Annotated in this window: 19 protein-coding genes and 1 riboswitch; of the genes, 7 read left to right on the top strand and 12 right to left on the bottom strand. The window is 50.5% G+C overall.

Annotation, left to right across the window (positions count from 1 at the left end):
- Nucleotides 1-120: 120 nt before the first annotated feature.
- The 4 genes from BEB42_RS12450 to malK form a co-directional block, all read right to left on the bottom strand.
- On the bottom strand, nucleotides 121-1,701 hold the full coding sequence (locus BEB42_RS12450) for a SopA family protein (RefSeq protein ID WP_000579106.1): 1,581 nt from the start codon (nucleotides 1,699-1,701) through the stop codon (nucleotides 121-123).
- 228 nt (nucleotides 1,702-1,929) lie between these two features.
- The gene (gene malM, locus BEB42_RS12445; protein WP_000783444.1) at nucleotides 1,930-2,850 is read right to left on the bottom strand and encodes a maltose operon protein MalM; all 921 of its coding nucleotides are present in this window, start codon (nucleotides 2,848-2,850) and stop codon (nucleotides 1,930-1,932) included.
- Nucleotides 2,851-3,092: 242 nt separating this feature from the next.
- On the bottom strand, nucleotides 3,093-4,433 hold the full coding sequence (gene lamB, locus BEB42_RS12440; protein ID WP_000973662.1) for a maltoporin LamB: 1,341 nt from the start codon (nucleotides 4,431-4,433) through the stop codon (nucleotides 3,093-3,095).
- 71 nt (nucleotides 4,434-4,504) lie between these two features.
- Nucleotides 4,505-5,620, bottom strand: coding sequence for a maltose/maltodextrin ABC transporter ATP-binding protein MalK (malK, locus tag BEB42_RS12435; protein ID WP_000179165.1), 1,116 nt, complete (start codon nucleotides 5,618-5,620; stop codon nucleotides 4,505-4,507).
- Nucleotides 5,621-5,984: 364 nt separating this feature from the next.
- On the opposite strand from malK, the gene malE reads away from it, so the two are divergent.
- The 3 genes from malE to malG all read left to right on the top strand — a co-directional run bounded on the left by malE (nucleotide 5,985) and on the right by malG (nucleotide 9,778).
- On the top strand, nucleotides 5,985-7,175 hold the full coding sequence (gene malE / locus BEB42_RS12425; RefSeq protein WP_000695398.1) for a maltose/maltodextrin ABC transporter substrate-binding protein MalE: 1,191 nt from the start codon (nucleotides 5,985-5,987) through the stop codon (nucleotides 7,173-7,175).
- A gap of 153 nt (nucleotides 7,176-7,328) precedes the next feature.
- Nucleotides 7,329-8,873, top strand: a complete 1,545-nt coding sequence (gene malF, locus BEB42_RS12420; protein ID WP_001353545.1) for a maltose ABC transporter permease MalF — start codon at nucleotides 7,329-7,331, stop codon at nucleotides 8,871-8,873.
- Nucleotides 8,874-8,887: 14 nt separating this feature from the next.
- Nucleotides 8,888-9,778, top strand: coding sequence for a maltose ABC transporter permease MalG (gene malG / locus BEB42_RS12415; RefSeq protein ID WP_001252058.1), 891 nt, complete (start codon nucleotides 8,888-8,890; stop codon nucleotides 9,776-9,778).
- Between the two features lie 93 nt (nucleotides 9,779-9,871).
- On the opposite strand, the gene psiE is transcribed toward malG, so the two are convergent.
- Nucleotides 9,872-10,282, bottom strand: coding sequence for a phosphate-starvation-inducible protein PsiE (gene psiE, locus BEB42_RS12410; protein WP_000202899.1), 411 nt, complete (start codon nucleotides 10,280-10,282; stop codon nucleotides 9,872-9,874).
- Nucleotides 10,283-10,496: 214 nt separating this feature from the next.
- On the opposite strand from psiE, the gene BEB42_RS12405 reads away from it, so the two are divergent.
- Complete coding sequence (locus BEB42_RS12405; protein ID WP_001295279.1) at nucleotides 10,497-10,775, top strand: periplasmic protein; 279 nt, start codon at nucleotides 10,497-10,499, stop codon at nucleotides 10,773-10,775.
- Between the two features lie 46 nt (nucleotides 10,776-10,821).
- On the opposite strand, the gene BEB42_RS12400 is transcribed toward BEB42_RS12405, so the two are convergent.
- From BEB42_RS12400 to pgi, 5 genes are all read right to left on the bottom strand, one after another.
- Nucleotides 10,822-12,918 carry a YjbH domain-containing protein gene (locus tag BEB42_RS12400; RefSeq protein ID WP_000745796.1) on the bottom strand — a complete coding sequence of 699 codons (2,097 nt, stop codon included), beginning with the start codon at nucleotides 12,916-12,918 and terminating at the stop codon, nucleotides 10,822-10,824.
- Nucleotides 12,918-13,655 carry a capsule biosynthesis GfcC family protein gene (locus BEB42_RS12395; protein ID WP_105267409.1) on the bottom strand — a complete coding sequence of 246 codons (738 nt, stop codon included), beginning with the start codon at nucleotides 13,653-13,655 and terminating at the stop codon, nucleotides 12,918-12,920. The genes BEB42_RS12400 and BEB42_RS12395 overlap by 1 nt, the downstream gene beginning before the upstream one ends.
- Nucleotides 13,652-14,290, bottom strand: coding sequence for a YjbF family lipoprotein (locus BEB42_RS12390; RefSeq protein ID WP_001296632.1), 639 nt, complete (start codon nucleotides 14,288-14,290; stop codon nucleotides 13,652-13,654). Before BEB42_RS12390 ends, BEB42_RS12395 begins: the two co-directional genes overlap by 4 nt.
- 114 nt (nucleotides 14,291-14,404) lie before the next feature.
- Entirely contained in the window at nucleotides 14,405-14,647 is a 243-nt protein-coding gene (gene yjbE, locus BEB42_RS12385) for an exopolysaccharide production protein YjbE (RefSeq protein WP_000757329.1), read from the bottom strand.
- Between the two features lie 354 nt (nucleotides 14,648-15,001).
- Nucleotides 15,002-16,651, bottom strand: a complete 1,650-nt coding sequence (gene pgi / locus BEB42_RS12380) for a glucose-6-phosphate isomerase (protein ID WP_000789986.1) — start codon at nucleotides 16,649-16,651, stop codon at nucleotides 15,002-15,004.
- Between the two features lie 236 nt (nucleotides 16,652-16,887).
- Nucleotides 16,888-17,084, top strand: a riboswitch (Lysine riboswitch).
- Between the two features lie 91 nt (nucleotides 17,085-17,175).
- Between pgi and lysC the strand changes: the two genes are divergently transcribed.
- Both lysC and BEB42_RS12360 read left to right on the top strand, forming a co-directional pair.
- Nucleotides 17,176-18,525, top strand: coding sequence for a lysine-sensitive aspartokinase 3 (lysC, locus tag BEB42_RS12365; protein WP_001290326.1), 1,350 nt, complete (start codon nucleotides 17,176-17,178; stop codon nucleotides 18,523-18,525).
- A gap of 251 nt (nucleotides 18,526-18,776) precedes the next feature.
- Nucleotides 18,777-19,049: a DUF3811 domain-containing protein gene (locus BEB42_RS12360; RefSeq protein ID WP_001207638.1), complete on the top strand. Its 273-nt coding sequence runs from the start codon at nucleotides 18,777-18,779 to the stop codon at nucleotides 19,047-19,049.
- Here BEB42_RS12360 and rluF read toward each other — a convergent pair whose 3' ends face one another.
- Complete coding sequence (gene rluF, locus BEB42_RS12355; protein WP_000936373.1) at nucleotides 19,050-19,922, bottom strand: 23S rRNA pseudouridine(2604) synthase RluF; 873 nt, start codon at nucleotides 19,920-19,922, stop codon at nucleotides 19,050-19,052.
- Nucleotides 19,923-20,133: 211 nt separating this feature from the next.
- Here rluF and pepE point away from each other — a divergent pair, with 211 nt between their 5' ends.
- Entirely contained in the window at nucleotides 20,134-20,823 is a 690-nt protein-coding gene (gene pepE / locus BEB42_RS12350) for a dipeptidase PepE (protein WP_000421761.1), read from the top strand.
- A gap of 89 nt (nucleotides 20,824-20,912) precedes the next feature.
- On the opposite strand, the gene BEB42_RS12345 is transcribed toward pepE, so the two are convergent.
- The gene (locus tag BEB42_RS12345; RefSeq protein WP_000956822.1) at nucleotides 20,913-22,544 is read right to left on the bottom strand and encodes a Na/Pi cotransporter family protein; all 1,632 of its coding nucleotides are present in this window, start codon (nucleotides 22,542-22,544) and stop codon (nucleotides 20,913-20,915) included.
- Nucleotides 22,545-22,642 lie beyond the last annotated feature (98 nt).

Raw genomic sequence — 22,642 nt, 5'->3', positions numbered from 1 at the left:
ACAATCGCATGAAGTGATAAAACGCTGTTGAACCTTACGCTTGCCGATGCCCGTGCTGGCAAGAGCAACCATAGGGGCATCACCGCCCGGGATGCCAGGAATGGTGATGTTTTCCTTTACTTACACACCTTTATTCTTTTTATGGATAGCTCGCCAACTTGCAGTAAAAATTGGGAAAAGCGCATGTTCATCATGAGATGTGGAGCCAAAAAGTGTTTCCGGAGTAATATTAACAGGCAGCATTTCATGTCTGGATTTAAAGATATAGGGGGAATTCCAATGGGTATCTTTTGTAGGATTCAACATATCATGTAAGCGCTGGGAGCTTACCACCATAACTGGCCCATCATCGACAGAGGAAAACAGGATAAAGATATTGTCGTTTTGTGTTAATTGCTTGGCGTTAAATGTTCTTAAATAATCGTCAACTTCTTTAAATACAGGTGATATATTATCACTGCGTATCCACTCTTTATAAAGATACCAGGCATTTTCTCTGATAATCTCATCCGATGATCGTAGAGCCTGATCGATAAGTTGGATAAAAAAATTATTATTTTGATCAATCAACCATTTATTCACACGAAATCTATTAATGAAAGTATTCATCTGTGTGACATCAAATTTCACCTTACTAAAACGATGTTGACGCATAAAAATATCGAACTTATCATCTTCATCATGATATAAATAGCTACGTATAATTGGATTGCTCACATAAGGATAATGACTAAATGTGTTTTTCATATTCTCAATAAAGTTTTTATTAACAATATTAAGAATTTTTAATTGCATCACCAGTTTGACTGCCAGAACGGATTTTAATTTCACTGCATTATCAGGCAACGTATTAATCATTTGGATAATGCCATTGATATAACCATCAAGATCTTCATTACCAAATATATCTGAGTAATCAATCGTTAATGCCAATTTCTCTGTAATGCAGTCTTTAAAATTCCCTGTCGACATTCGCACATGATCAAACATAACAGCTGTCAGATTCGATTTAATAAATGATATTTCTTTGGTAGAAAGAAATTCTGCTCTGGTGAAGTGCGAAGCATAAAGATAACAATTATCGAAGTTTGAATTTTTAATCTGACATTCGCGAAAATTACTATGACCAAGTTGACTCTGCGAGAAGTCAACGGTATCAAGAATATTTTGGCTAAAATCAACACATTCGCCACTCGCTTTGAGAAAAATCACATTGTGTAAACGTCGACATTTAAATATGACATTATTAACTGTTGCCTTAGTAAAATTGCAATTCTCAATTTCTTTACATTCGAAAGTTGCATGTTGTAGATTTGACGATAAAAAAGACACCTCCGAAATAACGTCACCTTTAAAATGGCAACTTGTTAAATCCAAATCAGACAGGTCGATATACCCCTGCGCATCTTTATCCATCAGAAAATCACAAGCACATTCTATTTTTTCATTTCTATAAAATTTTACGCTTATAATATCATTACTGATTGAGACTTCACGAAACATATTTATTGAATGATTTTTTTCGTTCCGTTGCTTTATATTTAAAAATATATTGCTGATATAAATAAAATTTTCTCGATTTAACCTTGGTACCCCATTGAAATTACGTAGTAAATCAAGATCTAATTTATTATTTCCTTGCACCACATCATGTTTCATCAAAGAGCTATTGCCGCCAGAATTTGTGATATGACCTATCATAAAACCTCTGTATTACAGAAATAAAATAACCTGGAAAAGTAGCCTGAGCGTCCAGACACTACCGGGGATAGGAAAAGAATCTCTGATATGGCATTGAGATAATGCACATTCTTAGTGAAGAAGAAGCGAAGTACTATAAAAAATCGCTCATATCCCAGGAAATAAGCATAAAAAAAGGTGCGTCAGGAGACGCACCAGTTGTTGCAAAATCAGCACTGTGGGGCGTAATTACCCCTTGCCTTTTACACTGCTGATAAAGGTGGAACGGGCAGATGTCGACCCCAGGCGTTCAGCTTCATCAAGCAGTTTTAACGCCTTATCAACATCACCTTTCGCGACAGCGTTTTTGATCGCGGTATTAAAATAACTTTCCGTGTCGTTGAGCATCGGCTCGCTTTTCTTCACCGGTGCCGGAGCGGGTGCAGCCACAGCTGGTGCCGCCGTGTTGCCTACCGTAACCGGAGCTGGAGCGGAAGAACCAAATAGAGGCCCCACCAACACGCTGGAACTGGAGTTCGTTTTCACTTTCAGTTTCAGTAAGCCATCGGTGGTATGACGAGCAACCGGGTCAGGAATATCCGGGATCGAGTTACCGACGCCTTTGGCATAGGCTTTTGCCGGGTCGAGCAGTTGGGTCGTCTGCTGGAGATCTTTTTCCGTGGTAAAGACCAGTACATAAAGTTTCTGCTGCCCCAACGCCGGTGTCAGGCGCATAACGCCTTCCAGACGGTCTGCGCTCATCACGCCAGGTTCCTGGTAGGTGAAATAACTGCTGGGGAAAAAGGCTGATGGGGTCATGTTCTGATCAAGAATCAGCACGTTGGGCGCAAATACGCTAGTTTGTTTGTTCACTTCGCTGGTCAGCGTTAGGGTCAGTTCGCCAATGTTTGCCGGGACGCTGTACGCAGCAACCGGACCACTGATGCCGGGAACGTTCAGTTGTTGGCCACCGGTCGCCAGTTGGGTGGTCTGGGTTTTCGATTGATCGACCGGTGTCCAGGTGAGTTGTTGCAGCGCGGCAGATGGAATGGCTGGCGCGTCGCTGGTGTTTTGCGGTACGTAGTTAACATCGGCAAGGCTGATTCCAGGCGCGCTTGCCAGCAACCCTGCTGATAAACAGAGGGCGATGAGACTTTTATTCATTTTCATTGTTTTCACCTCAAAATCTGGAGTTCAGCGGTAGCCAGGCAATAGCGCGCCAAACCCGATAATCAGAGGGGCTTTCGCCCCTTTCAGATAATGACAACCTGTTTTTATGCCGGATGCGGCGTAAACGCCTTATCCGGCCTACATTTGACAGCCGTTGTAGGCCTGATAAGACGCGCAAGCGTCGCATCAGGCGCTGATTGCCGGAAGCGGCGCGAACGCCTTATCCGGCCCAGGTTTTGCTATTACCACCAGATTTCCATCTGAGCACCGAAGGTCCACTCGTCGCTGTCGCCACGTCCGAAGCTGCCGCCGTTGAAATCAGCTGGAACAGCTTTGCCGTAGTATGGGTTGGTTGAAGAGCTACCGTTGTAGTCATAACCCCATTTCTCATCCCACTTGGCGTAGGTTGCGAAGACACGAATAGCCGGGCGTGACCAGATGCTGTCGCCAGCCTGCCATTGTTGCGCGAGGGTAATTTTGTACTGATTGTTCTTGTCACCAGTGCGCTGGGATTCGACGTTGTCGTAGCCGATTTCCATCACGGTGCTCATGATTGGCGTCCACTTGTACATCGGGCGAATACCGACGGTCCACCATTTGGTGCCGTTGTCGTTATCCCAGTTGATATCCTGGTACATACCCACGTACATCATGTCCCAGTTGTCGCCCATGGAGATCGCACCATGGTCGAGGATACGCAGCATGTGACCGTTGTTATTGATATTGTAGGCAAATTTTTCGTTATCAAACGCAACGCCAGAACCCTGCGACAGACCTTTACCCTGTGAGGTCATCGAGTCAGTAGCGTACTGAACAACAAACTTGTTAAAGCCCTTCAGGACACTCTGAGTATGTTCTGCAGTGAATAACCAGCCATCTTTCGATGCACCATCAACCAGACGATAGTTATCACGCAGATTGGCACGACCGTAGTCGACACCCAGCTCTAACGTGCCGCCCGGGTTGATTTCCATCTGCGCTAAACGTACGTCGAATACATCGTTCGCGGTTTCGTTGGTATAGTCATAAATATTATTGCTGGCGAAAGAGGAAGAACCACCAGCTTCAGAGGAACGGGTTGCTGCCAGAGAGAGTTTACCAAACCCAACATCGATGTTTTCCAGACCGGCACCAGGACCAGAAATATCCCAGTAGTAGAAGTCGATCATATGAACGTCATGACGTTGGTAGAAACGCTTACCTGCCCAGATGGTGGAGCCTGGCAGCCATTCAATCAGGTTTTTACCCTGCACGTTTGCTTCACGGAAGGCTGGATCGGTAGCTTCCCAGTCATTTTGTTGCGCGACGGAATAGGCCACGTTAGTGTCGAAATAGAAGCTCTTATCGCCCTCTTTCCACACTTCCTGACCCAATTTTAATTCAGCATAAGTTTCACATTCGTTGCCAAGACGGTATTTACTTTGAGCACCGGTAGTCTGGAAACACTGTTGTTCGCCGCCGCTACCTGTCCAGCCAATACCGGAACGTGCATAGCCGTGGAAATCAACAGCCATTGCCTGAGCAGACATTACGCCCGCTGCGACGGCAACCGCCAGAGGAAGTTTGCGCAGAGTAATCATCATTCTATCTCCTGAGTCATTGCTTTTCTTTTTTCACATCACCTGTGACAGGCTTTGTGTGTTTTGTGGGGTGCTTAAACGCCCGGCTCCTTATGCAGTCGACGACATGCAGTGCCATCCTCACGGAACAGATGGCAACGCTCTGGCGGCAGGCCGATAGCGAATGTGGCACCTTCTTCTACCAACACCACGTCGTTCTGGCGGTACACCAGGTTTTGACGAATGGAAGGGATCTGGATATGGATTTGAGTTTCGTTGCCGAGCTGCTCGACGACCTGAACTTCACCCTCAAGGATGACGTCAGCGATATCACTCGGCAGTAGATGTTCCGGGCGAATACCCAGCGACATATTGGCTCCAACCTGGACATCACGGCTTTCAACCGGCAGCCAGACTTGCTGACGATTCGGCATCGGCAGTTCCACCTGCACTTGATCGATTGCGGTGGCGGTCACTTTTACCGGCAGGAAGTTCATCTTTGGCGAACCGATGAATCCGGCGACAAAGCGGTCTGCCGGATAGTGGTACAGCTCCAGCGGTTTCCCAACCTGCGCCACGCGACCGGCGTCCAGTACCACGATTTTGTCGGCCAGCGTCATCGCTTCGACCTGATCGTGGGTGACATAAATCATTGTGCGGCCCAGGCGTTTATGCAGACGGGAGATTTCGATACGCATTTGCACACGCAGTGCAGCATCGAGATTGGAGAGCGGTTCATCGAGCAAAAATACACTTGGCTCGGCCACCAGCGTACGGCCAATCGCCACACGCTGACGCTGACCACCAGAGAGCGCTTTCGGTTTGCGATCCAGCAAATGCGCCAGTTGCAGCACTTCCGCCACCTGGTTGACGCGTTGGTTAATCACCTCTTTTTTTGCGCCTGCCAGTTTCAGGCCAAATGACATGTTTTCTGCTACTGACAGGTGGGGATAGAGCGCGTAAGACTGGAACACCATACCAACGCCGCGTTCTGCTGGCGGTGTGTCATTCATCCGTTTCTCACCGATGAACAGGTCGCCGCTGGTGATCGTCTCAAGCCCGGCAATCATGCGCAGTAAAGTCGATTTTCCGCAGCCAGACGGCCCGACAAACACCACGAATTCACCTTCATGGATGTCGAGATTGATATCTTTCGATACCACGACCTCGCCCCAGGCTTTCGTTACATTTTGCAGCTGTACGCTCGCCATGCCCTTCTCCCTTTGTTACAACCTGTCATCGACAGCAACATTCATGATGGGCTGACTATGCGTCATCAGAAGATGGCTTAAATCCTCCACCCCCTGGCTTTTTTATGGGGGAGGAGGCGGGAGGATGAGAACGCGGCTTCTGTGAACTAACCCGAGACCATGTAAGGAATTTCGTGAAGTTGCTTGCAAAAATCGTGGCGATTTTATGTGCGCATCTCCACATTACCGCCAATTCTGTAACAGAGATCACACAAAGCAACGGAGGGGCGTAGGGGCAAGGAGGATGGAAAGAGGTTGCCGTATAAAGAAACTAGAGTCCGTTTAGGTGTTTTCACGAGCACTTCACCAACAAGGACCATAGATTATGAAAATAAAAACAGGTGCACGCATCCTCGCATTATCCGCATTAACGACGATGATGTTTTCCGCCTCGGCTCTCGCCAAAATCGAAGAAGGTAAACTGGTAATCTGGATTAACGGCGACAAAGGCTACAACGGCCTCGCTGAAGTCGGTAAGAAATTCGAGAAAGATACCGGAATTAAAGTCACCGTTGAGCATCCGGATAAACTGGAAGAGAAATTCCCTCAGGTTGCGGCAACTGGCGATGGCCCTGACATTATCTTCTGGGCGCACGACCGCTTTGGTGGCTATGCTCAATCTGGCCTGTTGGCTGAAATCACCCCAGACAAAGCGTTCCAGGACAAGCTGTATCCGTTTACCTGGGATGCCGTACGTTACAACGGCAAGCTGATTGCTTACCCAATTTCTGTCGAAGCGTTATCGCTGATTTATAACAAAGATCTGCTGCCGAACCCGCCAAAAACATGGGAAGAGATCCCAGCGCTGGATAAAGAACTGAAAGCGAAAGGTAAGAGCGCGCTAATGTTCAACCTGCAAGAACCGTACTTCACCTGGCCGCTGATTGCTGCTGACGGGGGTTATGCGTTCAAGTACGAAAACGGCAAGTACGACATTAAAGATGTGGGCGTGGATAACGCTGGCGCGAAAGCGGGTCTGACCTTCCTGGTTGACCTGATTAAAAACAAACACATGAATGCGGACACCGATTACTCCATCGCAGAAGCCGCCTTTAATAAAGGCGAAACAGCGATGACCATCAACGGCCCGTGGGCATGGTCCAACATCGACACCAGCAAAGTGAATTATGGTGTAACGGTACTGCCGACCTTTAAGGGCCAGCCATCCAAACCGTTCGTGGGCGTACTGAGCGCGGGTATTAACGCCGCCAGTCCGAACAAAGAGCTGGCGAAAGAGTTCCTCGAAAACTATCTGCTGACTGACGAAGGCCTGGAAGCGGTTAATAAAGATAAACCGCTGGGTGCAGTAGCGCTGAAGTCCTATCAGGATGAACTTGCGAAAGATCCTCGTATTGCCGCCACCATGGATAACGCTCAGAAAGGTGAAATTATGCCGAATATCCCGCAGATGTCCGCTTTCTGGTATGCCGTGCGTACTGCCGTGATCAACGCCGCCAGCGGTCGTCAGACTGTGGATGCAGCGCTGAAAGATGCACAGACTCGTATCACCAAGTAATGCAGTGACATGCCGGATGCGGCGTAAACGCCTTATCCGGCCTACAAAACCGAAACGTATGTAGGCCTGATAAGACGCGTCAGCGTCGCATCAGGCAGTTGTTGTCGGATAAGGCGTAAATGCTTTATCTGTCCTGGAATGAGGAAGAACCCCATGGATGTCATTAAAAAGAAACATTGGTGGCAAAGCGACGCGCTGAAATGGTCAGTGTTAGGTCTGCTCGGCCTGCTGGTGGGTTACCTTGTTGTTTTAATGTACGCACAAGGGGAATACCTGTTCGCCATTACCACGCTGATATTGAGTTCAGCGGGGCTCTATATTTTCGCCAATCGTAAAGCCTACGCCTGGCGCTATGTCTATCCGGGAATGGCTGGGATGGGGCTATTCGTTCTTTTCCCTCTGGTCTGCACCATCGCCATTGCCTTCACCAACTACAGCAGCACTAACCAGCTGACTTTTGAACGTGCGCAGGAAGTGTTGTTAGATCGCTCCTGGCAAGCAGGCAAAACCTATAACTTTGGTCTTTACCCGGCGGGCGATGAGTGGCAACTGGCGCTCAGCGACGGCGAAACTGGCAAAAATTACCTCTCCGACGCGTTTAAATTTGGCGGCGAGCAAAAACTGCAACTAAAAGAAACAGCCGCCCAGCCTGAAGGCGAGCGCGCGAATCTGCGTGTGATTACCCAGAATCGTCAGGCGCTGAGTGACATTACTGCCATTCTGCCGGATGGTAACAAAGTGATGATGAGCTCCCTGCGCCAGTTTTCTGGCACGCAGCCGCTCTACACACTTGACGGTGACGGCACGCTGACGAATAACCAGAGCGGTGTGAAATATCGGCCGAATAACCAAATTGGTTTTTACCAGTCCATTACCGCCGACGGCAACTGGGGCGATGAAAAGTTAAGCCCCGGTTACACCGTGACCACCGGCTGGAAAAACTTTACCCGCGTCTTCACCGACGAAGGCATTCAGAAACCGTTCCTCGCCATTTTCGTCTGGACCGTGGTGTTCTCGCTAATCACCGTCTTTTTAACAGTGGCGGTCGGCATGGTTCTGGCGTGTCTGGTGCAGTGGGAAGCGTTGCGCGGCAAAGCGGTCTATCGTGTCCTGCTGATTCTGCCCTACGCGGTGCCATCGTTTATTTCAATCTTGATTTTCAAAGGGTTGTTTAACCAGAGCTTCGGTGAAATCAACATGATGTTGAGCGCGCTATTTGGCGTGAAGCCTGCCTGGTTTAGCGATCCGACCACTGCCCGCACGATGCTGATTATCGTCAACACCTGGCTGGGTTATCCGTACATGATGATCCTCTGCATGGGCTTGTTGAAAGCGATTCCGGACGATCTGTATGAAGCCTCAGCAATGGATGGCGCAGGTCCATTCCAGAACTTCTTTAAAATTACGCTGCCGCTGCTGATTAAGCCGCTCACACCGCTAATGATCGCCAGCTTCGCCTTTAACTTTAATAACTTCGTGCTGATTCAACTGTTAACTAACGGCGGCCCGGATCGTCTTGGCACTACCACGCCAGCCGGTTATACCGACCTGCTCGTTAACTACACCTACCGCATCGCCTTTGAAGGCGGCGGTGGTCAGGACTTCGGTCTGGCGGCGGCAATTGCCACGCTGATCTTCCTGCTGGTGGGTGCGCTGGCGATCGTCAACCTGAAAGCCACGCGAATGAAGTTTGATTAAGGGAGATAACAAAAATGGCAATGGTCCAACCGAAATCGCAAAAAGCACGTTTGTTTATTACTCATCTGCTACTGCTACTTTTTATCGCGGCGATTATGTTCCCGCTGCTGATGGTCGTCGCTATCTCTCTGCGTCAGGGGAACTTCGCGACTGGTAGCCTGATCCCGGAACAAATCTCCTGGGATCACTGGAAACTGGCGTTAGGTTTTAGCGTTGAACAGGCTGATGGGCGCATTACGCCACCGCCGTTCCCGGTACTGCTGTGGCTGTGGAACTCAGTAAAGGTCGCCGGAATTTCCGCGATTGGCATTGTTGCGCTCTCCACCACCTGCGCCTACGCTTTCGCCCGTATGCGCTTTCCTGGTAAAGCGACACTGCTGAAAGGCATGCTGATTTTCCAGATGTTCCCGGCGGTGCTTTCACTGGTAGCGTTGTATGCGTTATTTGATCGTTTGGGTGAGTACATTCCATTCATCGGCCTGAATACTCACGGCGGCGTAATCTTCGCGTACCTGGGGGGGATTGCGCTGCATGTCTGGACCATCAAAGGCTATTTCGAAACCATCGACAGTTCGCTGGAAGAAGCGGCGGCGCTGGATGGTGCAACACCGTGGCAGGCCTTCCGCCTTGTCCTGTTGCCGCTGTCAGTGCCGATTCTGGCGGTGGTGTTCATCCTGTCGTTTATCGCTGCCATTACTGAAGTTCCGGTCGCGTCGTTGTTACTGCGTGACGTAAACAGCTACACCCTGGCCGTGGGAATGCAGCAATACCTCAACCCGCAAAACTACCTGTGGGGTGACTTTGCCGCCGCTGCCGTGATGTCTGCATTACCGATCACCATCGTCTTCTTGCTGGCTCAACGCTGGCTGGTCAACGGACTGACGGCAGGTGGTGTGAAAGGTTAAAGATGTTGTTCTGCCAATGTTATGCCGCTACACCCTCAACTTACGTTATCCCAACTTGTGACTGTTATTCGGCGCTCTATGGAGCGCCTTTTTTTACTCCCGCTTCAGCCGTTTCGAATTACACAGCCATAAGGTGATCACCAGTAGCAGGATCGCTGCCGAGTAGATCAACACATCCAGTGGTGATTTATGATCGACGATGATCAAGCGCACAATGGCGGTGATCCCGATATAGACAAAGTAACGCAAGGGAAAGTGAAAACCGGACTGAAAGTACTTCACAATCAACGCGATAAATTCGAAATAGAGAAAGTAAACCACCAGCCCTTCCACCAGCTCATATTTGCTGGCTTGTTCTGGCGCGAACAGCACATCAGCCAGATGCACCGTTTCTTTGCCGAGGAAGACAACCAAAATCAGGCCGAGGCACAACAGGCCAAGATTGAGAACGGTCTGCAAAATGGTGGAGATAAACTCCACGCGCGGACGAGAGAGTGACGTCATAGCAGTACCTCCTTCACAATGGCGAGCTTCCTGTATAACGCAAAAATGTGACGGAGATCTATATTTTTTGTGTATGTTTTGTTCAGATCGATTAAATGGGCATCTCCCAACCAACGTCGCATCTGGCAAAACACACAGTCCAAAAAATCACCCATTCAGGTGATTCCCAGCCACCAGCAATGCGCGAAAAATCGACAATGTTCCTCTGGAACAAATGAAACGTAACCTGATAAAGGTGGTAAAAATGAAGCCTTATTTTGCTGCTTTGATGTTATCAGTCTCTGTTCTTCCTGCTTATGCTGGTCCGCTCGGTACTGCTGATAAAGCCGACCTACCGCAAAGCAATGTCTCCAGCCCAATGATGGCCCAGTCGCTCAGGCAACCAGACCTGCAACCAATATCGACGGACAGGAAAACAGAATGTTTTCGCCTTTACACACCAGATCGCAAACCGGGGGTGAACTGCGTTCCTGATGGCTCGACAGGCCATTAAGAATGAAGGTGCCAGTGAGTGCGAAAACTGGCACCTTTCCTCTGACTTAGCGGAAATTGACGCTTCGGTCGCTGGTCATGTCATACAACTGGAACTTACGCCCAAGTTGCTGACCACCGTCACGCGTCAGCGGCGTCCAGCCAATTGCCGCTCGGCTACGAGTCGGGCCAGACGAGAAGAGATCCAACGGTACAGAGATATACACGCCTTTGGTGAAGTCCCCTTCGCCGTACTCCTCTTTCGAAACATTCGTGATCGTGGCATACCCACCCACTACCACGCCGCTGTCAAAGCGTTTGGCGATTTCCAGCGTGCCGCCTTTATCCCCTGCCAGATATTGCCCGACGCTGGCTTTCACTAACACATCCTGAGCGAAAGATGGCGTCCAGTAGGCGGTCAGATGTCCGGTTTTCACGCTGTAATCGGTGAATTTCATCATATCTTTCGCGCTACGCCAGTCGCGCTGTTTAACGTAGTTAGCATCCAGACCAAACGCCCAGTTGCTATCCAGCGGGCGATACAACACCTCTGCCCCCACGCCGCCAAACATGGTTTCGAGATAACCACCGTAGACCTGACCGTAGAAGCCGTTGCCCAGATGCTGGAAGTAGTTGGCTTGCAGGTTATTCACATAGACATCATTCTGCACATACTCACGCACATGGGTACGCACGCGCGGTAAGTGCGAGTCCTGCGGCGGATTGGTGTAGTTAAACTTGTCGTAGTTGTTGGCAAGGTTAGCAAACAGGCTGCCGGTGGTCAGCAGATGGTCCGTCAGCCACAAATCTGCCGTTCCCATCACGCCCAGCTGATACATGTAAAAGTTTTCCGGGCCACCGACCGACTGGTTTAGCACCGGATCGATATGGAAATCAAAGCGTGATTTGTCGATATACCAGCCCTGCTCGGTGGACTTCGGAACCACTGGCTCGACGCGTTTTTGCGCCAGCTTCGTTTCGTGGCCCAACGGCTCTCCGGCAAGATGATTTTTCAGGCTGGCGACATCGGTTTCCGTCGTCACCTGCGGCATGTTAAGGCGATTTTCTGTAACGCGGATCGTCTTGATCCCATCCGGCAGATCGTTCATCACGATCCGATTAGCACGGATGATCCCTTCGCGCGAATCACGATATTTCACCTGCTCACCGGTGACGTACAGCGTATCGCCTTTCGTCTGGATCTGCGGATCGGCCAGTCCGGCGTTGTATTTCAACAGCGTTAACTGATTCGCCACCACCGAATGCTGCAAAATGGCATCCTGCGGCTGCGGTTGATATTGCGGACGGGCGTTATCGTTGTAGGACGGGCGTAGATCGTTAAAGTTGGTACGCAGCGTGACGCCAAACATAAAGGTGTTACCGCGTTCATAGCTAAGGTTAACGTCGGCCCAATCGGTAACGCGATAAATCGCCCCGACGTTAAACTTACTTTTTTGCTCCAGCTTCCCGGCAAAATCCTGCTGATAATTATTGCCTTCATACTCCAGTTTCAGACGCAGCGGCTGCCAGGGCGTCTGGTATTCCACGCCGCCAAACAGTGAGGCCGGACCGTGGAACATCTGGCTGCCGTCGATAGATCCCGCTTGTTTGTAGCTGTTATCGCGATAGCAATATTTGTCACTGGCTGAACAGAGCGGATTTTTCACGTTACCGCTGGTGCCCAGATATCCCCAGCCCAGGCCGAGCGTAAAATCGAATGGCCCCCAGGCTTTGCTGGCGACAAGATATTCCGCATCGAACAGCCCCGTACCGCCGATATCCCGCGCACCAACCGCCACCTGTGGCAGCCAGTAACTCTCTTCCCATAAACGCAGTTTGAGATCGAAGGCTTTATCTTTATACGTTTGATCACCAGAGAACGCTTCGACGCTGCTGTACTGCCGAGTGCGCACGTCGGTATAACGCAGCGTTGTTTCCAACCACGGGAAGAGTTGCACCGAAGCAGAGTAATAACGGTACTGATCGTTATCGCGATAGTTCAGACTCAACTCCCCTTCCCGCGCCATGCGCGCAGTAGGTGTTTGTAATAATCCTACGCCACCGAAATCCGATTGCGACGGACCAATGGGCGAAGGATATGTTTCGCCGTAGCAAGCCGTGCTAATGCCCAGCGCCAGTAAACTAAGCAGATGTCTTTTTTTCATTATTGCGGTATCCGCTGCGTCAGAGTCTGAAGAATGTCAGCGTTAAGGGCATCAGGCGTCTCACTCCAGACGGAGTCCGCGAGGCCAACATAAATAATGCTGCCGGGCATCAGCTCTACGTGACGCTTGTTCCAGTAAGCCACCGGCGCTTTTTGCGTGCGTCCATCCGGATAAACGACCCACGCGTAGCTGCGATCCGCACCGCTGAGCAGGCTCTGGTCAGAGAGATAGCTCGCCACGTCGCGACCGGGAGTGAATGGCTGATTGCCAGGACAGCTGATAAGCCCGAATAACGTGACCGTGGACGGTGGTGGTCCGACCCACAGCGTGTAGTTGCCCTGCAACGGCGGGTTACCGCGTTCGGCAACGCGCACGATATCAGGATCAAGATTGATTTTTTGTCTGCCCGTCACCTTCAACGCCTGAATTTGCTGGCGTAAGGCGTTAATGGCGGCGGCATCGTCGGTGCTGGATTCTGAGGCCAGTTCTGCCAGCCTTGTCAGCAACGCCTGCTGCTGCCGTAATGCCGCCGCCGTTGCCAGCTCTTCGCTAATCACCGCTCCGGGCCACCAACTGTTTGCCAGCCGCGGTTGGCCTACCAGATCGATTAAATGCTCTGCGCCCGTTAGCGTTTTGGCCTCATTGCTGCCATTACTGAACACTTTGACGGTGCCTGCCGCAAAGACCGATGACGCTCCCACGCTCATAATCAACGCAGCAATAGTTTGTTTAATCATTGTTTTGCCGCCTTGATGAGAGTGGTTTTCACCGGGAAATAATCCGCGCCGAGATACTGTTCCGACTGGCGAATTTGCCCTTCGCTGTCGATCCAATAGCGGTTATGCCAGCGAGCCTGGTCGGTGGAGACTTCTTCGTCCAGCACACGAACCGGAGTTTCATCGCTACCGACTTTGACAGTATCGGTGCCATCCCATTTGAAAACCGAGCGTGCGGTGGCGTAGCGCACCTGCTGGTACTCGGTCCAGCCCATCGTGCGCGTCCAGGTTGCGCCATCAACAATTTGTGCGGGTTTTATCAGCGGGTCGGCGGCAAGGTTATTCACTTCAATCAGGTTGTCGCCGCCAAGCAAAGTCTTCACCAGACGACCATGTTGTGTGACGAGAGTGGCTTGATCCTGAGTAACCCATTTTTGTTGTCCATCTTCAGCGAAGGCCAGCACCACAAACAACTGCGGCCCGCCATTAAGCTGCATGTACTGGCTGGCGTAGGGCATATTTTGAATATCATCGTCCGTCAGCTGTACGCCTGGCGTACCGAACAGACTGTCCCACAGTGAATTGCCCAGCTCTTTAGTCGTGGCTGAACAAGCCTGTAATAGCAGGCAGATAAGAATGAGTGCAGGTCGCTTCACGACTCTTCTCCAGAGGGGCAGAATAACCACACCGGAGTGTGGTTATGGTTAATCCCCGTCATACTTCAAGCCACAGATGCGATGACTCGAATTATTTTAGGGATACATACTTTATTACTGGGTACTGGTGGTCGTGGTTGTGGTGGTCCCGGTATTAGAACCATCACCGCCACCGGTTGCCGCGAGCGCGACACCCACCGCCGAGCTTACGGTGCTGACGCTGGTCGCGGAGGAGCTACCCGCCGAAACCGACGTTGCTGCCGCCCCTGCCGCTTCGCCCACCTGTACAGGTGCAGCCCACGCAGAAGTCGCCGCAAGCGCAGATATGGCAAAAATGCCATACAGAACTTTTTTCATAACAATTTCCCTTCATTGAATGAATGGAGATTTACCCAAAAACATTTCGGGCGGGATCGAGTATACACAACTAAAGCATGCGAATTACGGCGTGGGGAATTAGTGACGGGGTTTTAAGATAATTGGAATGAATATCAAATATAAGTTTCACATTATATATAAATAACATTGCAAATCATAAACTTAAAATAAAACAAAAAGGAATGAACCTGCGTATTTTCCGAAATCAACCACAATTAAAAATCTATTTTAGGATTAACCTCACGGTATGATTTCTGTTAAATCACAGACAAGGGGATTTATCTGATAAAACAATGCCGACTTATAGTCGGCATTGTTATTAAGGTTATTTAATTAACCGCGCCACGCTTTATAGCGGTTAATCAGACCATTGGTCGAGCTATCGTGGCTGCTGATTTCTTTGTCATCTTTCAGCTCTGGCAGAATACGGTTCGCCAGCTGTTTACCCAGCTCCACGCCCCACTGGTCGAAGGTGAAGATGTTCAGGATCACGCCCTGAGTAAAGATTTTGTGCTCATACAGCGCAATCAACGCACCCAGGCTGAACGGAGTGATTTCGCGCAGCAGGATAGAGTTGGTTGGGCGGTTACCTTCGAACACTTTGAACGGTACCACGTAGTCAAGCGTTGCCGGATCTTTACCCTGATCGCGATATTCCTGCTCAACCACTTCGCGGGATTTACCAAACGCCAGCGCTTCGGTCTGAGCGAAGAAGTTAGACAGCAGTTTCTGGTGATGATCAGAGAGCGGGTTATGGGTGATAGCCGGGGCGATGAAATCGCATGGCACCATCTTCGTACCCTGGTGGATCAGCTGGTAGAACGCGTGCTGACCGTTAGTACCAGGTTCACCCCAGATAATCGGGCCAGTCTGGTAATCCACAACGTTACCGTTACGGTCAACATACTTACCGTTGGACTCCATATTGCCCTGCTGGAAGTACGCTGCGAAACGGTGCATATACTGGTCGTACGGCAGAATCGCTTCAGTTTCCGCGCCAAAGAAATTGTTGTACCAGATGCCAATCAGCGCCAGCAGTACAGGCAGGTTTTTCTCTGCAGGCGTGGTGGAGAAATGCTTGTCCATCGCGTGTGCGCCAGAAAGCAGTTCAACGAAGTTATCAAAGCCGATGGAGAGAACAATCGACAGGCCAATCGCTGACCATAAAGAGTAACGACCGCCGACCCAGTCCCAGAACTCGAACATGTTAGCGGTATCAATACCAAACTCACCAACGGCTTTGGCATTGGTTGAGAGCGCAGCAAAGTGTTTCGCAACGTGTTTCTCATCACCTGCCGCTTTCAGGAACCAGTCACGCGCGCTATGGGCGTTGGTCATGGTTTCCTGAGTGGTGAAGGTTTTAGATGCTACCAGGAACAGCGTGGTTTCCGGGTTTACTTTTTTCAGCACTTCCGCGATGTGAGTTCCATCGACGTTAGAAACAAAGTGCATGTTCAGGTGATTTTTGTACGGACGCAGTGCTTCGGTCACCATGTACGGCCCGAGGTCAGAACCACCGATCCCGATGTTCACTACGTCAGTGATTGCTTTGCCGGTATAGCCTTTCCACTCACCAGAAATAATCGCTTCCGAGAAGGTTTTCATCTTCTCCAGCACCGCGTTGACTTCCGGCATAACATCTTTGCCATCAACCAGAATCGGGGTATTGCTACGGTTACGCAGCGCTACGTGCAGAACAGCGCGGTTTTCGGTGCGGTTGATCTTCTCGCCAGAGAACATCGACTTAATCGCTCCCGCCAGATCGCACTCTTTCGCCAGATCTTGTAATTTCGCCAGCGTCTCTTCAGTGATGCGGTTTTTGGAGTAATCCACCAGCATCTGATCGTCGAAGGTTGCGGAGAACTTAGAAAAACGATCGCCGTCTTTAGCAAAAAGATCGGCGATCGTAACGTCTTTCATTTCATCGAAGTGTTTCTGTAGTGCCTGCCAGGCAGCGGTCTGCGTTGGATTGATGTTTTTCATTAGCAATACTCTTCTGATTTTGAGAATTGTGACTTTGGAAGATTGTAGCGCCAGTCACAGAAAAATGTGATGGTTTTAGTGCCGTTAGCGTAATGTTGGGTGTAAACCCTTAGCGCGATGAAGCATTTATTAGTTGAACTACTGACCGCCAGGAGTGGATGAAAAATCCGCATGACCCCATCGTTGACAACCGCCCCGCTCACCCTTTATTTATAAATGTACTACCTGCGCTAGCGCAGGCCAGAAGAGGCGCGTTGCCCAAGTAACGGTGTTGGAGGAGCCAGTCCTGTGATAACACCTGAGGGGGTGCATCGCCGAGGTGATTGAACGGCTGGCCACGTTCATCATCGGCTACAGGGGCTGAATCCCCTGGGTTGTCACCAGAAGCGTTCGCAGTCGGGCGTTTCGCAAGTGGTGGAGCACTTCTGGGTGAAAATAGTAGCGAAGTATCGCTCTGCGCCCACCCGTCTTCCGCTCTTCCCTTGTGCCAAGGCTGAAAATGGATCCCCTGACACGAGGTAGTTATGTCTGAAATTGTTGTCTCCAAATTTGGCGGTACCAGCGTAGCTGATTTTGACGCGATGAACCGCAGTGCTGATATTGTGCTTTCTGATGCCAACGTACGTTTAGTTGTCCTCTCGGCTTCTGCTGGTATCACTAATCTGCTGGTCGCTTTAGCTGAAGGACTGGAACCTGGCGAGCGATTCGAAAAACTCGATGCAATCCGCAATATCCAGTTTGCCATTCTGGAACGTCTGCGTTACCCGAACGTTATTCGTGAAGAGATTGAACGTCTGCTGGAGAACATTACTGTTCTGGCAGAAGCGGCGGCGCTGGCAACGTCTCCGGCGCTGACAGATGAACTGGTCAGCCACGGCGAGCTGATGTCGACCCTGCTGTTTGTTGAGATCCTGCGCGAACGCGATGTTCAGGCACAGTGGTTTGATGTACGTAAAGTGATGCGTACCAATGACCGATTTGGTCGTGCAGAGCCAGATGTAGCCGCGCTGGCGGAACTGGCTGCGCTGCAGCTACTCCCGCGCCTCAATGAAGGCTTAGTGATCACCCAAGGATTTATCGGCAGCGAAAGTAAAGGTCGTACAACGACGCTTGGCCGTGGAGGCAGCGATTATACGGCAGCCTTGCTGGCGGAGGCTTTACACGCTTCTCGTGTTGATATCTGGACCGATGTCCCAGGTATCTACACCACCGATCCACGCGTGGTCACCGCAGCAAAACGCATTGATGAAATCGCGTTTGCCGAAGCGGCAGAGATGGCAACTTTTGGTGCAAAAGTACTGCATCCGGCAACATTGCTACCCGCAGTACGCAGCGATATTCCGGTGTTTGTCGGCTCCAGTAAAGACCCACGTGCAGGTGGTACGCTGGTGTGCAATAAAACTGAAAATCCGCCGCTGTTCCGTGCCCTGGCGCTTCGTCGTAATCAGACTCTGCTCACTTTGCACAGCCTGAATATGCTGCATTCTCGCGGTTTCCTCGCGGAAGTTTTTGGCATTCTCGCGCGGCATAATATCTCGGTGGATTTAATCACCACATCAGAAGTGAGCGTGGCATTAACCCTTGATACCACCGGTTCCACCTCCACTGGCGATACGTTGCTGACGCAATCCCTGCTGATGGAGCTGTCTGCACTATGCCGGGTAGAAGTGGAAGAAGGTCTGGCACTGGTCGCGTTAATTGGTAATGACCTGTCAAAAGCCTGTGGCGTTGGCAAAGAGGTATTTGGCGTACTGGAACCGTTTAACATCCGCATGATTTGCTACGGCGCATCCAGCCATAACCTGTGCTTCCTGGTGCCCGGCGAAGATGCCGAGCAGGTGGTGCAGAAGCTGCATTTTAATTTGTTTGAGTAAACACAGTATGGCCCGAAAGACATTATTTCGGGCCGTATGTTTTTCTTGTCATTATGCCCATCAATAAACGAGTCTATTCCCTGTTAACCAGCATCTTTATCTAAGAATAATTACCTTTAATTTTTTATCTGCATCTCTAGCTAATTATCGAGAGAGATAAATATTTAAGAGAAGGCAAAATGAATATTATCAGTTCTGCTCGCAAAGGAATTCCCGTACACTGAACTCTCCGGCTCACTGAGGGCACCATCATGGCACTCCCCCGTATTACCCAAAAAGAGATGACTGAACGCGAGCAGCGTGAACTTAAAACACTGCTGGATCGGGCGCGTATTGCGCATGGTCGCGTGCTGACCAACTCGGAAACTAACAGCATTAAGAAAGAGTACATCGATAAATTAATGGTTGAGCGTGAGGCTGAAGCAAAAAAAGCCCGCCAGTTGAAGAAAAAGCAGGCTTATAAACCCGATCCCGAAGCATCGTTTAGCTGGTCGGCAAATACGTCAACGCGCGGCAGGCGCTGATTAGCGCCCCTTCTTTTTGCGCCCCGGCGAGGTAAAACGCTTACCGTTGGACGCCGGGCGACCGCCTTTTTCCGCCGTTTTTTCCATCTTCACCACCGGGCGTTTAATGCCCGCCGTTTTCGGTTTGGCCTTCGCTTTGGGTTTTACCTCAGAAGTGGAATTCTCAATTAATTTAAAGAGATCAATTAGCTCATCGTCGGTTAAATCGCGCCACTCACCCAGCGGAATGCCGCTTAAACTGACGTTCATAATGCGCGTACGCTCCAGCTTTTTCACTTCGTAACCAAAGTGCTCGCACATGCGACGGATCTGACGGTTCAGTCCCTGCACCAGGGTAATGCGAAAAACAAACGGCGCTTCTTTTTTGACTTTGCACTTTTTCGTCACCGTCCCGAGGATCGGCACCCCCGCCCCCATACCACGAATAAATTCATCGGTAATCGGTTTATCGACCGTAACCAGATACTCTTTCTCATGATCGTTACCCGCACGGAGGATCTTATTCACCAGGTCGCCGTGATTGGTGAGGAAAATCAGCCCCTGGGAATCTTTATCCAGGCGGCCAATCGGGAACACGCGTTTGCTGTGGTTAACAAAATCGACAATGTTATCGCGCTCGCCATCTTCGGTGGTGCTGACAATACCGACGGGCTTGTTCAGGGCGATAAGTACCAAATCTTCGGCTTCCCGAGGCTCAATCAACTGACCATTTACTTTCACAACGTCGCCGGGTTTCACCTGATCGCCAATGGTGGCTCGCTTGCCATTAAGGAACACATTGCCTTGCTCGATATAGCGATCCGCTTCGCGGCGTGAGCAAATTCCGCTTTCGCTGATGTATTTATTTAAACGGACTGATGAGTCGGGCAGCATAAATTCTCCTGTAAAAAACGGAATATACCGTACCTTTGGGTTGATAAAAAATAGTCATGAGCGAACTATTTGTTATTTCCATTGGCTTGAATTCGTTACCTGCTCAAATCACTTTCCAGAAGCAATGTGCGACATCGTGAGCCATGTCAGTAAGCGATTAAAATCACAGTGATAGCATGCCTCCCGTGATTTCTTACTAACCGGAGAAGTAATGGAACTGCTTTTATTGAGTAACTCGACGCTGCCGGGTAAAGCCTGGCTGGAACACGCGCTGCCGCTGATTGCTGAACAGTTGCAGGGTCGCCGTTCTGCGGTATTTATTCCTTTCGCTGGCGTAACGCAGACCTGGGATGATTACACAGCGAAAACGGCTGCGGTTCTCGCTCCGCTGGGTGTTTCTGTCACCGGTATTCATAGCGTTGTCGATCCCGTTGCCGCGATTGAAAATGCTGAGATCGTGATTGTCGGCGGCGGTAATACTTTCCAGTTGCTGAAACAGTGCCGCGAGCGCGGGCTGCTGGCACCAATTACTGACGTGGTGAAACGTGGCGCGCTGTATATTGGCTGGAGCGCAGGCGCTAACCTTGCTTGCCCAACCATTCGTACCACCAACGATATGCCGATTGTCGATCCGCAAGGTTTCGATGCGCTAAATCTGTTCCCGCTGCAAATCAACCCGCACTTCACCAACGCGCTGCCGGAAGGCCATAAAGGTGAAACCCGTGAGCAGCGTATTCGCGAACTGCTGGTCGTCGCGCCAGAACTGACGATTATTGGTCTGCCGGAAGGTAACTGGATCACAGTAAATAAAGGTCACGCTACGCTGGGTGGCCCGAACACCACTTATGTGTTTAAGGCTGGTGAAGAAGCGGTGCCGCTGGAAGCGGGTCACCGTTTTTAAGTGAATTGCCGGATGCATGATCCGGCATCTTGTACATAGTGCCTGATGCGACGCTTTACGCGTCTTATCAGGCCTACAGGGGCACGGTATTAATACTCGTCTCGTCCTTCATCTTCATCAGGCTGTTCCAGCACACTGTAAGCGACTGAACAAAACAGCGAGTTCAGGCGCTGCATATCTCCCAGTAATCCTAAATGTAGCGAACTGGTTTCAATGCTCTGCACGTTTTGCTGATGCAGGCGATCGACGTGGGCGTGGGAATAGCGGCGATTAAGAATGCGAAAACGATGTTTGCTGCGGCGCAAACGACGGGCGCTGGTAACATCGCCAGAGAAGAAAACCGACATTGCCAGTTTTAAATTACTGAGCAATTGCTCATAGAGCGCATCCAGTTCCTTCAAGCCATCAAGCGAAAATGCTCGCCTTGCAGCCAGCGATTTGTCGGCAATTTCACTACCCATGCGCTCGACGATATCGGAGGCCTGTTCAAGGTTAAGCGACATTTCGATGATCTCCGCCCAGCGACGCGACTCTTCTTCTGCCAGTTCCTCTTTTGGCATTCGCGCCAGATACAGCTTAATAGCGGTATAGAGAACGTTGATGTCATCAGCCAGTTTACGCAGTTCTTTCTCCTGCCGCGGCTCGCCGTGCATCACTTTATTCAGCCCTTCCATCATCTGTTCCATGGCGTCGCCAATGCGCAGGGTTTCGCGGGCGGCATTCGCCAGAGCAAGCGTGGGCGTATCCAGCGCGCTGACATCCAGATGTTTGGGCCGTAGCTGGGTATCCAGTTCCGGTTCATCGCGAATAATCGTTTTGCAAAACCGTGCCATCGGGTCAACGAATGGCAACATGACCAGGCAGCGTACAAGGTTGTAGAAGACGTGGAAATAGATCACCAGTTCCGCTTTTGGCAATGGCAACTTCCCCATTGTCTCTGCCAGCAAATGAACAAACGGCAGGATAATCAGGCTACCCACCAGCTTAAACAGCAGGCTACCCAGCGCGACACGGCGAGCTGCGGCATTGGCGGCACTGTTGTTGAGCATCGCCAGCAGGCCGGAACCGAGGTTAGCACCAATCACCAGACAGAGCGCCACCGGGAAGGAGATAATGCCTGCGGCGGTCAGAGTCGCGGTCAGCAGTACAGCAGCAAGGCTGGAGTAACTGATAATGGCGAACATCGCGCCAATCAGCGCATCCAGCAGAATGTCACCCGTCAGCGAGGCAAAGATCACCTGAACGCCGTTTGCCTGGGTGATCGGCGTTACGGCCTGCACAATCAACTCCAGCGCCAGTAAAATCAGCCCAAGACCAATACCGACGCGGCCCAGTTGCCCGGCGCGTGATTGTTTGCGGCCGAGGAAAAAAATCACGCCGATAAAAATAAGTAACGGTGACAGCCAGGATAAGTCGAAGGTGAGAATACGCGCCATTAGCGCCGTCCCGACATCTGCACCCAGCACAATCACCAGCGCAGGCGCGAGAGCAACCAGATCCTGGGCGACAAACGAGGTCACCAGCATGGTGGTGGCATTACTGCTCTGCACCAGTGCGGTAACGCCGATCCCCGCGCAAAAGGCGAGCGGCTTTTTTTCGACGCTCCGGCTCAGAACGGTACGCAGACGTGCGCCGAAGACGCGCATTACGCCTGTTCGAACAATATGTGTCCCCCAGACCAACAGGGCGACGGCAGAAAGCAGGTGAAGCAGCGTTAACACGAGTTCAGGTTCTCCTTATCGTTATATGTTCCTGAAGCAATTGAATGACCAAAGGACCGGAAACACGCTGACTGAAATCTTTATCGTGACTTTTGACA

The organism is Escherichia sp. MOD1-EC5990 (genome assembly GCF_002965285.1).
Lineage (GTDB): Bacteria > Pseudomonadota > Gammaproteobacteria > Enterobacterales > Enterobacteriaceae > Escherichia > Escherichia coli_F.
This window is presented reverse-complemented; position numbering and strand designations above follow the sequence as displayed.